Raw genomic sequence first — 13,374 nt, 5'->3', positions numbered from 1 at the left:
AGCGCCTACACGCTCGACATCGACTACCGCACCGGCGACATGGCCAACCTGGCCGGTGAGGTCGCTGCTGCGACCGCGGAGCCGGTGCCGACACCCATTTCCATTCGGCCAGGATTCCGTCCGGGTCTACGACGAGGGAGGGGTGACCATCGATGCCGTCGCCGTCGACCACGAGCCTGTCGACCACGAGCCTGTCGACCCCGCGTACGGCTATGTCCTGAGGTACCAGGGGAAGAAGTTGTTCATCAGCGGCGACACCATCGTCACGTCGACGACCCTCCCGGCAATGCAGTACGCCGCCGTCGTCGTCCACGAGGCGTATGCCACCCACATGGTTGACCGGACAATCCCGATCATGCGTGACCTCTGACTCGACTCCGATGCCGACATCGCCGAGGGCCCTGGCCACTACCACGCCGACACCATCGCTCTCGCCGAGCAGGCCCAAGCAGGCCGGGGTCGATCACCTGGTCCTGACCCATCTCATCCCGTACGTCGACAACGTCGTCACGCGGAAGCTGCTCGTCAGCGGGATGAGCGAGAAGTGCGACGGGATGATTACCGTCGCGCAGGCCGGGACAATCATCGTCGTGTGACCAGGGCATGCGGGTCCTTCGTCCGGCCTCAACGGTGTGAGCGACTTCGCAGGTCCTGTCGGGTCGGGAGTAGCGTCCGGCGTCAGCTGACGGCTGCTTCCGCGCCCGTGGCCCACTCCTCACCGGGCGGGGTCGCACGCACGGAGTAGGCGACCCACCCGCTCAGTCCTACGGCTCGTTCTCGCCGGGGTGAAAGCCAGATCGAATGAGATGGGGCTCCACCCTGGAGCGGTGAACCCGGCGCGGAGATACTCGACCCGTCTGGGGAACCGTTAGGTCGTAGGGCAGCCCTGCGAAGATTCGCCATCTTTGAGCCGAGATGCCCCAGACCACGAAATCCGGAGCAGCGAAGCAGAGTGAATTGCCCAGCATATTGAGGCGTTCCGCCGCGACAGCTCAGCGGACCTTCGCGGAAGCTCACGATGCAGCCTCGAACAATACGACAGTGAGGAGCGCGCACACCGAGTCGCGTAGGCGGCCCTCGAACACAGCCACGAGAAGGTGGGCGACCACTGGGAGGCGAAGGACAAGGCAGCACCCTCCGACCAACGCGCGAAAAGTGGTGGTCCCGACGCCCGCGGTGAAACTTACGAGGGGGCGAACGCGAACGCGACGAAGGAGCACCTTCTGGACGTCGCCCGTCGGCTCGACATCCACGGGCGGTCGACGATGACTATGCAGGAATTGATCGAGGCCCTGGAGAAGGAGAACCGGCGCGTCAGCAGGAGCTGAGCAAGAACGGTCAAGCATGTTTCTCGTCCGCTGCGCGACACTGGATTCATGACCGGATCCGGACGCGACCGACTGCGCGAACTGCTCGATGCCGTCCTCGACGAGGACCACGCGAACCTCGACGACATGGCACGAGGCGCATTCACGTCGCCGTGGCATTTCAGTCGTCAATTCTCGCTCGGCACAGGGGAATCCCCGGTCGCGCTGCGGCGCAGGGTGATGCTCGAGCGTGCAGCGTGGCAGTTGCGCGATGGTCGAGGTGTCACGGAGACGGCCTTCGCCGCGGGGTACAACTCGGTGGAAGGATTCAGCCGCGCGTTCTCCCGGGCATACGGCTATCCACCGAGCGCGACGGGGGGTCGAGCCCTCGCACCATCCGGATACTCGCACTGGCTACCCGCTCCCAACGGAGTCCACTTCCATCCGCCCATGCACCTGTGGGTGGAGGACAGTGCCGGCGGATACAGCCGTAGCGGTGCGGCCGGTCAGGTGACCGCGCAGATGGTCCACCACGATCTCGACGACACCTGGGCACTGCTGGATGTCGCATCCGATCTGGCCACGGACGACTACGAGCGTGTGAGATTCCCGGGGCTCGTAGTGCTCGCGTGGGACGGTCCCGAAGAGTCGATCGCACAGGTACTCGGCAATCTCGTGTGGTCGAAACAGATCTGGCTCGCGTCGATGATCGGCGCCGACGAACCCGTGCGGTCGGGCAACGATACGGCCTCTCTGCTCGAGCAGTTCGACGTGATCGCGCCGCAGTGGGCGGAAGCCGTACGCGACATCGATCGACGCAACGCCTGGGGTGATCGCCTGATCGACGCGTTGTGCGACCCGCCCGAGAGCTTCGTGCTCGGAGGCGTCGTCTCACACGTACTCACATTCTCGGCGCACCGGCGACAGCTCGTGCGTCATATGCTGCGCGCCGCCGGCCGCAGTGTCGACAACGGGGACCCGCTCGAATGGCAGCGCGGCGCCTCATCGCACATGCTCGGAGACGAGCCGGAAGGAAGCTCGACATGACCCGGATGATCTTCTTCACCGCGAGCACGCTCGACGGTTTCATCGCGACGGAGGACCACAGCCTGGACTGGTTGCTGTCGCGCGACATCGATCACGACGGACCCGGCGGCGGAGCAGCATTCATGTCGCGCGTGGGTGCGGCCGCGATGGGTGCCTCGACATATCAGTGGGTGCTGGACTACGCGGGGGTCGACAAATGGGAGTACGAATTCCCCTGCTGGGTCTTCACACACCGGGAGGGGATGCCCGTTGCGCAGGGCTCCGACGGACCCGGCGACATCCGGTTCACACAGGACGACGTGCGCGCGGTCTACGACGAGATGGCGGCCGCCGCAGGTGATCGCGACCTGTGGATGATCGGCGGGGGAGACCTCGCCGGGCAGTTCGCCGATGCGGGCCTGCTCGACGAGATGATCGTGTCGTTCGCTCCGGTGACGATCGGTGCGGGCAAGCCGCTACTGCCCCGACACGTCGAGCTCGAACTCACCGATCTGGGGCGGAACGGGGAATTCGCGATCGCAACCTATTCCGTGAAACCGTCGGCGACGCCCGACCACTGAGCTTGTGACCGGCATCACCTGGGGGTACCGTCGGGATCAACCGAAACGCAGTCCTCGGGGAAGGAGTCAAGGCTATGAAGCTCAACCTCTTCGTCGCGTGGTCGGCATTCGCACTCGCGCTCATCGGAGTGATCACGATTGCATTCACCCTGGTTGCGGCCGGGTCCGGGCATAGCGGATTCGCGCTGGCCAGCGGGGTCGCCGCAGCAGTGGCCGTAATGCTTGCGGTCGGCATGGTGGCGGGTACCGTCAGGCGCGATCACCATCGTCATATCGAGACGCCGCACTTGTTCTGACGGTCAGGATTCCGCCAGCCGTTTCTTCTCGGCCTCGATGTCGAAATTCGCCTCCGGCCAGTCGAGGTCGAGACGTTCGAAGGCGTCGATGAGTAGTTCCATCACGGCGAGACGGCTGTACCACTTGCGATCGCACGGCACCACGTACCACGGCGCGTGGTCCGTGTTCGTCTTGTCGAGCATGTCCTGGTACGCCTGCTGGTATTCGGGCCACAGGGCGCGCTCGTCGACGTCGCTCGGGTTGTACTTCCAGTGCTTGTCACGGCGCTCGAGCCGCTCGGCGAGACGTTCCTTCTGTTCGTCGAGGGAGACGAACATCGCGACCTTGACGATGGTCGTGCCGCTGTCGGCGATGTCGCGTTCGAATCGGTTGATCTCGTCGTAGCGGCGACGCCAGACGGACGCGGGGACGAGTTGGCGTACGCGGGCGACAAGGACGTCCTCGTAGTGGGATCGATCGAACACGCCGAGCTGGCCATCGCGCGGCAGTGCCTTGTGAATGCGCCACAGGTAGTGGTGGCGTTTCTCTTCCGGTGTCGGCACGCCGAACGCCGCGTGATCGACACCCTGCGGATCTACGTGTCCGATCACATTGCGGACCATTCCGCCCTTACCAGCGGTGTCCATGCCCTGAAGTACGAGCAGCACGGAACGTTCGTCGCCGAGGCGACCGTTCGCGAAGAGCATTTCCTGCAGGTCGGAGAGCACGGAGCCGCGCTCCTCGATCAGCTTCGTCCCGAACTCCTTGTCGCCCTCGAAGCCAGGTGTGCCGTTGGTGTCGAGGTCGGCGATCTGGTTGCGTGGTCCTGCCCGCAGGACCTCCACTGCGGAGGTGTGCCATCCGTCGCCCTTGTTTCCCATGGCGACGAGCGTGCCACACGGACGCCCGTTCAGTCCGTTTCTCGGGTCTGTGTCCGGTAGGGCGGTGGGGAGGTGCCGTCGATCATGTGGCTTCCCCACAGATCGACCTCGGTGATGCGTCCGGTGGCCGTGGCTGTGTTTCCGTCGCTCAGTGGGATCCGGAGCGTCACTTCTGTGCCCGCACTCAACGGGGTCTCGGGCGTGAGGGTGGCGCCGAGCCGGCGTAGGCGGCCTCGCCACAGGTGTCGCCCTACGATCGGATCGAAGTGTCCGGACAGTTCGACGTCGACGGTGGCGTGTTGCGCTCCGACCGCGACGTCCGCCGGCCCCCGATAGCCTTCGGGATCCTCGTCTTCGTCGTGGTGCGGCGGCATCGAATCGGACATGCCCCAAGGTTACACGTAACTGGAAGTTACGTGAACTGTGTCAGGATTCGTCGCCGGGGAGCAGCGGGTGCGGGCGCGACTTGAAACGCCCGGGCGACCCCGAGACCTGGGCGATCCCGGTGATTCCGCCCCACACCATCATCGTCAGGTAGTCGACGAGGTCTTCCTCGGTCATGGACTTGTTCGAGATCCACCAGTGCGTGGCCAGCTGGATTGCGCCGACGATGCCGTACGCCCACGGCACCGATCCGCCCGAATCCATCTCGAGCAGTCGCAGTCGCTCACCGAGTACCGCCGCCACCAGTTCTGCGATCATCCGCTCGGAGTCGGCGACGACGTCGCGGCTCGCCGACGAGCTGTTCGACATGATGTAGAGGTAGACCTCGGGATCCTCGGCGACGGTCTCGACGTACGTCGCGATCGCGACCCGGGTGAGGTCGTACTCGTCGAGGTCCTCGGACACCGCTGCGTAGATGCGCGGCGCGAGAACGGTCTCGACGTACCGCATCATGGTCGCCGTCGTCAGATCGTTCTTGTCGGTGAAGTACCGGTACAACACCGTCTTGGAAACGCCGATCTCGGCCGCGATCTCGTCCATCCCGATCTCGTGTCCGCGGGTGCGAATGGCCTTGATGGTGCCCTCGACGAGTTCTTCGCGGCGGGCGATCTTGTGCTCGTGCCAACGACGCTTGCGGCCGTCCTGCTTCGTGGGCTGGGTATCGGTCGCATCGGGGGGAGAAGTAGGCATCTGTTTCGGTACATCCATTCGGTCTCGATCGTCCGCTCAGTCTACGGCCGCCTGCTCCTCGAGTGATCCGGTGGTGTACCTGGCGTGTCCGTGTGGAGTCGGGGGCGCGTTCCGCGCGCGGGGCGCGGTGGCGGCGATCGAATTTCGGCACAATGGTCCGGTGCAGTACATGACATTCGAGGACGACACCAAGCGCCGGGATCTGCGCCGGATGAAGGCGGTCGCGACCGGCTTTCTGATTGTGGCCGCCATGGTGTACCTGTTCTGCCGGTGGCAGGAGACCCGGGGGGCCGGTGCATGGGTCGGATACGTTCGCGCGGCGTCCGAGGCGGGCATGGTCGGCGCCCTCGCCGACTGGTTCGCCGTGACTGCACTCTTCCGTCATCCGCTGGGGATTCCGGTGCCTCACACCGCGATCATCAAGCGGAAGAAGGACCAGCTCGGCGCGAGTCTGAGTTCCTTCGTCGGAACCAACTTCCTCGCACCCGACGTGGTCTCGGCGAAGGTCGAATCCGCACAGATTCCGCTGAGGCTGGGTGGTTGGATGGCGCAGCCGCAGCACGCCGAGCGGGTTGCGAAGGAAACCTCGACGATCCTGCGCGGGGTGGTGGGCATCCTCCGCGAGGACGACGTCGCCCAGATCATCGACCAGACCATCGTGAAGCGGATCGCCGAGCCGGAGTGGGGACCGCCCCTCGGACGCATTCTCGGTGAGCTCCTCGCCGAGGGGCGGCAACGTCCACTGATCGACATGCTCGCCGAACGAGCGCACCAGTGGGCGCTGGGAAGTCAGGAAACGATCGACCGCATCATCACGAAGGATTCGCCGGCATGGTCCCCGAAGTTCGTCGACCTGATGCTGGGCGAGAAGATCCATCGGGAGCTGGTCGACTTCACCTGGAAGGTCCGTTCCAACCCCGAACACGAGGTACGGCTCGCGGCCGAGAAATTCCTCGTCGACTACGCCCGGGATCTGCAGTACGACCCGGTGACCATCGCGAAGGCCGAGAAACTCAAGGCCGAGATCATGGGGCGCGAAGAGATCACACAACTTGCGTCTGCGACCTGGAAGGTCGCCAAACGCATGATCCTCGAGTCGGTCGACGACCCCGACAGCACGTTGCGTAGGAAGGTGGCCGAGAACGTCGAGCGCTTCGGTGTCCGGCTGTGCGAGGACACCGAGCTGCGCAGCAAGGTCGATGGATGGCTACTCGCCGGTGTCCGGTTCATCGCCGCGAACTATGCGGACGAGATCACGTCGGTGATCCGGGAGACCGTCGAACGCTGGGATGCGGAGGAAGCAAGTCGCAAGATCGAACTCGCTGTGGGGCGCGATCTGCAGTTCATTCGCATCAACGGCACCGTCGTGGGTTCGCTGGCCGGGCTGGCCATCTACACCGTCTCCGAGTTCTTGTTCGCATGATCTACGTCACGTGCTAGCAGAGTGCTTGCTGTAGCTAGCACCTCTCCGTACGCTGGGTGGCATGTCCACGAATCGAGACTCGGCCCAGAAGGCCGGCGACGACCAGGACGGGAACGCGGAGTCCGTGGAGGCTGCAGGACCCACCGATATCGCTGCACGGGTGGTGGGCAACGCTGCCCAGGACATCGGAAGCTTCATTCGCTCCCAACGTGAAGCCGCCCAGGTGTCGTTGCGGCAGCTGTCGCAGCTGGCCGGGGTGAGCAACCCGTACCTCAGTCAGATCGAGCGTGGGCTGCGCAAACCGTCCGCGGAAGTGCTTGCACAGATCGCGAAAGGACTGCGGCTGTCCGCCGAAGTTCTCTACGTGCGAGCCGGAATCCTCGAGGAGCGACCTCACAGCGCGGTACGCGACGCGCTCCTTGCCGACACCACATTGTCGGAGCGGCAGAAGCAGGTCCTGCTCGACATCTACGACTCGTTCTGTCGCGAGAACGAGGCAGTACCGGCGGAACCGGCGCCGGCGAACGTCGGCGACCGCGTGGTTCCAGCAGATCGCGTGAATCCTACAGACCTCGACGAGGAGAACTGACATGACCGATCCCAACGTTGCACTCCGAACATCCCTCTACGCCGCGGTCGGTGCCGGCGATGCCGTCGTCCAGGCCGTCGCCGATGTCGTCGCCCAGGTGCGGGAGCGCGCCGAGAATACTCAGGTCGACGTGAACGACCGCGTCGAGACGGCACGCGAGCGCATCGCTTCGGTCCCGGCCGATCTGACCGAGACCATCGAGTCTCTGCGGTCCCGCCTGGGCGAGCTGCCCGCAGAGCTTCCCGAAGAGCTCGCGGACCTGCGTGAACGCTTCAGTGCCGAGGAGCTGCGCAAGGTCGCCGAGGCTTACCTGAAGGTCGCATCCGACCTCTACACCGCATTCGCCGAGCGTGGCGAGGAGACCATCGAGCGGCTGCGTCAGCAGCCTGCCGTCGAAGAGCGTCTCGGCCGCGCCGAGGCCGCCTTCGGCGACGTCGTCGACCTCACCGAAGATGCCCTGGGCACCGTCGCTCGGCAGACGCGCACGGTCGGTGAGCAGGCCGCCAAGTTCGCCGGACTCACTGCGGACCGCATCTCCGAGACGGCCACCGAGGTCGGCGACGCGATCGCCGACGCCGGCGACGACGCTGCCCTTCGCGTCCTCGAGCTCGGCGATCAGGCCGAGGAGGCGAGCGGTGAGGCTGCAACTCGCGTCGAATCCGTCAAGGACGACGTGGACGAGGCTGCGGAGACCGTGACGGAGAAGGCCGAGCAGGCTGCTTCGAAGCCCGTCGCGAAGTCGGCTCCGGCCAAGGCTCCCGCGAAGAAGGCCCCGGCCAAGACCGTTGCGAAGGCTCCCGCGAAGAAGGCTGCGCCGCGCAAGACCACCGGCGCCTGACTGCAGTGACCCGGCCCCGACCGGGTCGATCTCGATCGGCTCCCGCGCATGAAGTTGCGCGGGAGCCGATTCTCGTAGACTGGGTACTGTGCCGAATATCGATTCTCTTGCCGGTCTGATAATGCTCGCCCTACAGGTCATTGCACTTGTCGGAGCCGGCTTCGCGTTGTTCCATGCAGTTCGTCAACCTACCGAGGCGTTTCCCGCGGTAGACAAGCTCACCAAACCCGTATGGCTCGGAATTCTCGCGGCCGCGCTGATCGTCCTGTTGCTCTTCGGTGCAGTCGGGATACTCGGCATCATCGCGGTGGTCGCGGTCTGCGTATACCTGGTGGACGTGCGCCCGCGTGTGGAGGAGGTCCAAAAACCGCGCTGGTAGTGCCTGTCAGCACTGATCGGCGATCGTCTCGGCCGGCTTACTTGACAAGTGTGATCCAGATAATGACACTTCGAGTAACGGATATTAATCGAGGCGAGGTGGTTCGCGATGTCCATCACTCGAACCAACGGGTCGATCGAGAGTGCGCCCGGTCGGGTACGCGGGTCGTCCGCAACCGACGGAAAGCAGGGCACAGCGCAACGACTTCTCGACTCGTCGGCACGTAAGTCGTATGATCCTGCTTTCGAAATCGACTGGGACGCCCCGATCCCGGACGACAAATACGGCATGACTCCCGAATGGTCCAGTCTGTACGGCACCGACCTGTGGGAGCGGATGCCGGAGCAGCAGCGGATCACCCTCACCACGCATGAAGCGGCGAGTATCGCCGGGACGGGCATCTGGTTCGAGATGATCCTGATGCAGATGCTCATCCGGGACCTCTACCAGCAAGATCCTTCCAGCGAGTACGTCCAGTTCGGTCTCACCGAGATCGCCGACGAATGCCGTCACTCCATCATGTTCGCGCGCTCGGCGAAGCGACTCGGCGTGCCGTCGTACCGGCCGAAGAAATGGATCCGCGTGAGCGGACGAGGGTTCAAAGCCGTCGCATCGGGTGCGCTCGCGTTCGGCGCCACGCTGTTCGCCGAAGAGATCCTGGACATGATGCAGCGCGATTTCATGCGCGACGAGCGCGTCCAGCCGCTCACCCGCACGGTCAGCCACATCCACGTTGTCGAAGAGTCACGGCACATTCGCTACGCGCGCGAGGAAACCGAACGCAGGATGCGTAAGGCCACGCGGGCACAGCGCGCGTACGTGCGCATGCATCTGGGCGTGTCCGGCTACCTGATCGTGACCAACCTGATCAACGACCAGGTCTACGCGGCGGCGGGCCTCGACATTGCCGAAGCCAAGGCCGCGGCCCGCGCAAATACGCACTACCACGACAAACTGCGGCAGGGCGCGCGACGGACGGTCGAGTTCCTCGACTCGGTGGGTCTGATCGGTGGTCCGTCGGCCCACCTGCTCCGCAATGCGCACGTGCTGTGAGCCGCGTGCCCACCCGACACCGACTCGACACCACACCGACACCCGATCGCCAAGTCCACCGGCGCGCACTCAGGAGAACACACGTGAAGAAGCCCACCCGTCGTCAGGCCACGCTGCTCGCGATCGGAGCGAGCGCACTCGCCGGTGCCGCGGCAGGCATGGTTGCGGCTCGTCGCCCCCGCTCCACGGTGGTGCGGACGACGGATGTGGCTCCCCACGCATTGCTCGCCACTCCGAGCCTGGAAGCCGAGGAGATCGAGGTCCGGACGGACGACGGCGCCCGGCTCCGCGTGCTCGCCTATGGCGATCCGGATGCACAGCCCCTCGTGTTCAGCCACGGGTGGACGTGCAACGGGATGTACTGGACCCCGCAGATCAACGCCTTCGCCGACAGATACCGGGTAGTCGTGTACGACCAGCGCGGACACGGCGCCAGCGAAGCCGGAACGCGCCGACTCGGCCCGGACGTCCTCGCCGACGACCTCGCAGCGGTCCTCGCTGCGGTGGTCCCGGCCGGACGCAAAGCGGTGCTTGCCGGGCACAGCATGGGCGGGATGAGCATCATCGCGTGGGCCGAGCGATTCCCCGAGCAGGTCTCCGAGAAGGCCGCGGGTGTGCTCCTGGCCAGCACCGGGATGGACAACCTCGTCGCGGACGCCGCATTGATCGCACTGCCCGAACGCTTCCCTCGGGTACCGGTGAAGATGGCGCGTCCGCTGATGGGTGCGCGGGTGCCACTGGTGGAATCGAAGTTCACCACGCGGGCTCTCAAATACGTGGCACTTTCACCATCGGCGAGCGTGGCCGAGGTCGACTTCTGCGAGAAGATCGTGCTCGGGTGCCCACCGCACACACGTGGTGGCTGGGGCTTCGCGCTGAGCACCCTCGACATCCATGAAGGCCTCGAGAACCTCGACGTCCCCACGACCGTGCTGGTCGGAACTGCCGACCGGCTCACACCTCCGGTGCATGCGCGCCGGCTCGCGGCAGGCCTCGAGCAGGCCGGAAATCTCGAGCGGCTGGTCGTTCTGGACGGTGTAGGCCACATGAGTTCCGTCGAGGCCATCGATGCGTTCGACGACGAGATGCTGCATCTCGTGGAGCGCGCCGGAGTGACTGTGTCCTGAGCAGAAGGCCTGTACCGGAGCCCCTCTTGACAGGAGTCCCTTCGAGCACAGTCGTCAGTGCGGGAAGTCTTCTCCGTTGTACTCCCGCTTCTCGACGAGCACCAGCCAGTTGCCGGAGTTGTCCCGCATCACCGCCTCGATGCCGTAGGGCCTCTCGGCGGGCGGCTGCGTGAACTCCACTCCTTTGGCAACCAGATCTCTGTAGGTCTTGTGACAGTCGGTGGTGGCAAGGCCGAATCCACCCATCGTCCCGGCGGCCAGAGACCGACGGATCGACTCCGCCATGGCGGAGTCGAGCGGCGGACCCGGTGTCATGAGGGTGATTTCGAGTTCCGGGTGGTCGGGATGCAGGATCGTCACCCATCGGAACCCGTCGCCCAGGGCTGCATCGGTGCCCTCGACGAAACCCAAGGTCTCGAGATAGAACTTCTTGGCGTCGTCCTGGTCGGTAACCCACAGCGTGACAAGCGAAACGTTGGTGATCATGTGACCAACCTATGTCCGTGCAACGGACCGTGCTTCTCGGAAATTGCGGCGTTCAACGCCGGTCGCTCAACCCGTGCATGAACACGTAGCAGCCGGGGATGCGCGGCGCCTCGCGGTCGGCGAACTTCGCCTGGTACACAGACGGGGACGTGCCGACCGACTGACGGAACTTGGCGCTGAACGACCCGACGCTGGTGTACCCCACGAGGTGGCAGATCTCGGTGACCGTCAGGTTCGTCGCACGGAGCAGGTCCTGGGCGCGTTCCACGCGGCGCTCCGCGAGATATGCACCCGGAGTCTTGCCGTACACCACCGCGAAACAGCGAAGGAAGTGGTACTTCGATACTCCTGCTGTGGCGGCGAGTTCACCGATGTCCAGTGGCTCGGCGTAATCGCGGTCAGCGAGATCGCGCGCGCGGCGCAGGTGCCGGAGCAGGTCTGTCGGCACTCGTGCAGGGGCTGCCATGCATCCAGTCTGGCAGCGGTCTGCGTGGTTTCATGCTCAGTTGAAGATCACGGTCTTCCGGCCGTGCACGAGTACCCGATCCTCGAGGTGCCAGCGCAGACCGCGGGAGAGGACGAGCTTCTCCACATCGCGTCCCTGTCGCACCATGTCGGCCACGCTGTCATGGTGGCTCACTCGGATGACGTCCTGCTCGATGATCGGACCTGCGTCGAGTTCTGCCGTCACGTAGTGGCACGTCGCGCCGATGAGCTTCACGCCGCGGGTGAAGGCCTGATGGTACGGCCGGGCACCCACGAACGACGGCAGAAAGCTGTGGTGGATGTTGATGGCGCGTCCGGCCCAGTGGTCGCACAGGTCGGCAGGCAGGACCTGCATGAACCGTGCGAGGACGACAGCGTGCGGATCGTGCGCGTCGACGATCTTACGAACCTGTTCGAAGGCCGGGCCGCGCTCGGCGGGATCGGACGGGAACGAGACGTAGTGGTAGTCGATGCCGTGGCGGCGCGCGACCTTCTCGAGGTCGCGGTGGTTGCCCACCACAGCGCACACCTCGGCCTGGAGCTCACCGGCCGCGACCCGGCCGAGCAGGTCGTGCAGACAGTGTGCTTCCTTGCTGACGAGCAGCACTACGCGCTTGCGCTGGCCGGTGTCGGACAGCGTCCACTCGGTGTCCGGGCCGATCCCGTCCGCCACCACGGCGAACTGCTCCCGCAACTCGTCGATGCCGAACGGGATGGATGAGGCCCGCACCGCCTGGCGGGTGAAGAACCAGCCGTTGTCCTGATCGGCGTGGTAAGCGGCCTCGACGATCGACCCTCCGACCTCCGCGAGGAAGGTGGAGATCTTCGCGACGATCCCGGTGCTGTCGGGGCAGCCCAGGGTCAACACGTAACGGCGGTCGTCGGTCGAGGTGGAACGAGTCATGCTCGCGATTGTGTCAGGTGTGCCGAAGCGGCGGTCGGGGGACGTCGCACGGTAGCGGTGCCCACGAGCGTGGTGAAGTCGATCGTGTGGATCCCGCGCGCTGTCACCTCGTCGGCGATGCCGCGGCGGACCGCCGCGATCTCCTCGTCGTCGAGACCGTTCAGCGCCGCCCGATACCCGCTGCCCGTGACCAGATTCCAGCACAGTTCGTCGGTAGCGGGCAGAAGGTTCGACAGGACACGCACGTCGACGGAGTGGGTACCGGCGTCGGCCATCCACGCCTCGAACGTGCGGGGAGTGTCGATCTCGCCGAGGGGAGTCCGTGCACGCAGCGACCCGCGTTCGGCGAGCTCGGGGCTGAATCGTGATGCGACGTCGAACACGACCTGGGCGTACTCCGACATGGCCCCCTCCCGCCACACCGTCACGCCCACCCGGCCGCCGTGGCGGACGAGACCGACGAGACGTGCGAATGCGCGATGCATGTCGGGAAGGAAGAACACGCCGTAGGAGATCGCGAGCGCGTCGTACCCCTCGGCGGGAATGTCCGACGGCGCCTCCCACGTCGTCACGTCCGCACACACGAAGTCGACGTTCTGTAGTGCCCGTGCTTCGGCGATCAGCCGCGCTTTCTCGAGGAGGTCGGAGGAGATGTCGACGCCGTGCACGCGACCGGACGGGCCCACCGCCGCCGCGGACGGAAGTGCGGACGCACCCGCGCCGCAGCACGCGTCCAGCACCGTGTCACCGGGGCCGAGCCCGAGCTGGAACGCCAACGCCCTCCCGGCAGGACCCCACACCGTCTCGGTGAGGAGATCGAAGGTGTAGCTCGCGTCGTCGAACGTACGGGCCGTGTCCGCCGTATCGTCGCCCATGCGGTGAAT

17 protein-coding genes and 2 pseudogenes are annotated in these 13,374 nt (G+C 65.4%); 12 read left to right on the top strand and 7 right to left on the bottom strand.

Annotated features, from left to right (window positions below):
• Positions 1–142 precede the first annotated feature (142 nt).
• The 6 genes and pseudogenes from EV641_RS29710 (at position 143) to EV641_RS10765 (ending at position 3,210) form a co-directional block, all read left to right on the top strand.
• Positions 143–370 carry a hypothetical protein gene (locus EV641_RS29710; protein WP_241997044.1) on the top strand — a complete coding sequence of 76 codons (228 nt, stop codon included), beginning with the start codon at positions 143–145 and terminating at the stop codon, positions 368–370.
• A gap of 10 nt (positions 371–380) precedes the next feature.
• Positions 381–596, top strand: a complete 216-nt coding sequence (locus EV641_RS10785; protein ID WP_054713367.1) for a hypothetical protein — start codon at positions 381–383, stop codon at positions 594–596.
• A 319-nt stretch (positions 597–915) separates the two neighbouring features.
• Positions 916–1,328, top strand: a pseudogene (locus EV641_RS10780) (ChaB family protein).
• Between the two features lie 48 nt (positions 1,329–1,376).
• Entirely contained in the window at positions 1,377–2,354 is a 978-nt protein-coding gene (locus EV641_RS10775) for a helix-turn-helix domain-containing protein (RefSeq protein WP_054713368.1), read from the top strand.
• Positions 2,351–2,914 (top strand): dihydrofolate reductase family protein, encoded by a 564-nt coding sequence (locus tag EV641_RS10770; RefSeq protein WP_054713369.1) that lies wholly within the window; start codon positions 2,351–2,353, stop codon positions 2,912–2,914. Before EV641_RS10775 ends, EV641_RS10770 begins: the two co-directional genes overlap by 4 nt.
• 74 nt (positions 2,915–2,988) lie before the next feature.
• Entirely contained in the window at positions 2,989–3,210 is a 222-nt protein-coding gene (locus EV641_RS10765) for a hypothetical protein (RefSeq protein ID WP_054713370.1), read from the top strand.
• A gap of 3 nt (positions 3,211–3,213) precedes the next feature.
• Here EV641_RS10765 and EV641_RS10760 read toward each other — a convergent pair whose 3' ends face one another.
• From EV641_RS10760 to EV641_RS10750, 3 genes are read right to left on the bottom strand one after another with little or no spacing between them, the layout of a single operon-like run.
• Positions 3,214–4,071 (bottom strand): polyphosphate kinase 2 family protein, encoded by an 858-nt coding sequence (locus tag EV641_RS10760; RefSeq protein ID WP_132471779.1) that lies wholly within the window; start codon positions 4,069–4,071, stop codon positions 3,214–3,216.
• Positions 4,072–4,100: 29 nt separating this feature from the next.
• Positions 4,101–4,457, bottom strand: coding sequence for a DUF4873 domain-containing protein (locus tag EV641_RS10755; protein ID WP_054713371.1), 357 nt, complete (start codon positions 4,455–4,457; stop codon positions 4,101–4,103).
• A 40-nt stretch (positions 4,458–4,497) separates the two neighbouring features.
• Positions 4,498–5,205 carry a TetR/AcrR family transcriptional regulator gene (locus tag EV641_RS10750; RefSeq protein WP_241997043.1) on the bottom strand — a complete coding sequence of 236 codons (708 nt, stop codon included), beginning with the start codon at positions 5,203–5,205 and terminating at the stop codon, positions 4,498–4,500.
• 169 nt (positions 5,206–5,374) lie between these two features.
• Between EV641_RS10750 and EV641_RS10745 the strand changes: the two genes are divergently transcribed.
• The 6 genes from EV641_RS10745 (at position 5,375) to EV641_RS10720 (ending at position 10,614) form a co-directional block, all read left to right on the top strand.
• Positions 5,375–6,628 carry a DUF445 family protein gene (locus EV641_RS10745; RefSeq protein WP_132471870.1) on the top strand — a complete coding sequence of 418 codons (1,254 nt, stop codon included), beginning with the start codon at positions 5,375–5,377 and terminating at the stop codon, positions 6,626–6,628.
• 61 nt (positions 6,629–6,689) lie between these two features.
• Positions 6,690–7,217 (top strand): helix-turn-helix transcriptional regulator, encoded by a 528-nt coding sequence (locus EV641_RS10740; protein ID WP_132471777.1) that lies wholly within the window; start codon positions 6,690–6,692, stop codon positions 7,215–7,217.
• Between the two features lies 1 nt (position 7,218).
• A complete protein-coding gene (locus EV641_RS10735; protein WP_132471776.1) occupies positions 7,219–8,055 on the top strand; it encodes a heparin-binding hemagglutinin in 837 nt (278 codons plus the stop codon).
• Between the two features lie 88 nt (positions 8,056–8,143).
• Positions 8,144–8,434, top strand: coding sequence for a DUF2516 family protein (locus EV641_RS10730; RefSeq protein WP_199233204.1), 291 nt, complete (start codon positions 8,144–8,146; stop codon positions 8,432–8,434).
• A gap of 108 nt (positions 8,435–8,542) precedes the next feature.
• Positions 8,543–9,487, top strand: coding sequence for a diiron oxygenase (locus EV641_RS10725; protein WP_054713374.1), 945 nt, complete (start codon positions 8,543–8,545; stop codon positions 9,485–9,487).
• A gap of 83 nt (positions 9,488–9,570) precedes the next feature.
• Positions 9,571–10,614: an alpha/beta hydrolase gene (locus tag EV641_RS10720; RefSeq protein WP_054713375.1), complete on the top strand. Its 1,044-nt coding sequence runs from the start codon at positions 9,571–9,573 to the stop codon at positions 10,612–10,614.
• A 54-nt stretch (positions 10,615–10,668) separates the two neighbouring features.
• Here the strand turns inward: EV641_RS10720 and EV641_RS10715 are convergent, their stop codons facing one another.
• From EV641_RS10715 to EV641_RS10700, 4 genes and pseudogenes are all read right to left on the bottom strand, one after another.
• Entirely contained in the window at positions 10,669–11,100 is a 432-nt protein-coding gene (locus tag EV641_RS10715) for a VOC family protein (protein ID WP_054713376.1), read from the bottom strand.
• Positions 11,097–11,566, bottom strand: a pseudogene (locus EV641_RS10710) (AraC family transcriptional regulator). The gene EV641_RS10715 and the pseudogene EV641_RS10710 overlap by 4 nt, the downstream one beginning before the upstream one ends.
• A gap of 36 nt (positions 11,567–11,602) precedes the next feature.
• On the bottom strand, positions 11,603–12,490 hold the full coding sequence (purU, locus tag EV641_RS10705; protein ID WP_132471774.1) for a formyltetrahydrofolate deformylase: 888 nt from the start codon (positions 12,488–12,490) through the stop codon (positions 11,603–11,605).
• Entirely contained in the window at positions 12,487–13,365 is an 879-nt protein-coding gene (locus EV641_RS10700) for a class I SAM-dependent methyltransferase (RefSeq protein WP_132471773.1), read from the bottom strand. The genes purU and EV641_RS10700 overlap by 4 nt, the downstream gene beginning before the upstream one ends.
• Positions 13,366–13,374: the final 9 nt, after the last annotated feature.

The sequence above is a fragment of the Rhodococcus sp. SMB37 genome (assembly GCF_004345605.1).
GTDB lineage: Bacteria > Actinomycetota > Actinomycetes > Mycobacteriales > Mycobacteriaceae > Rhodococcus.
The sequence above is the reverse complement of the archived record's forward strand: the minus strand, read 5'-3'. Positions and strand labels throughout refer to the sequence as shown.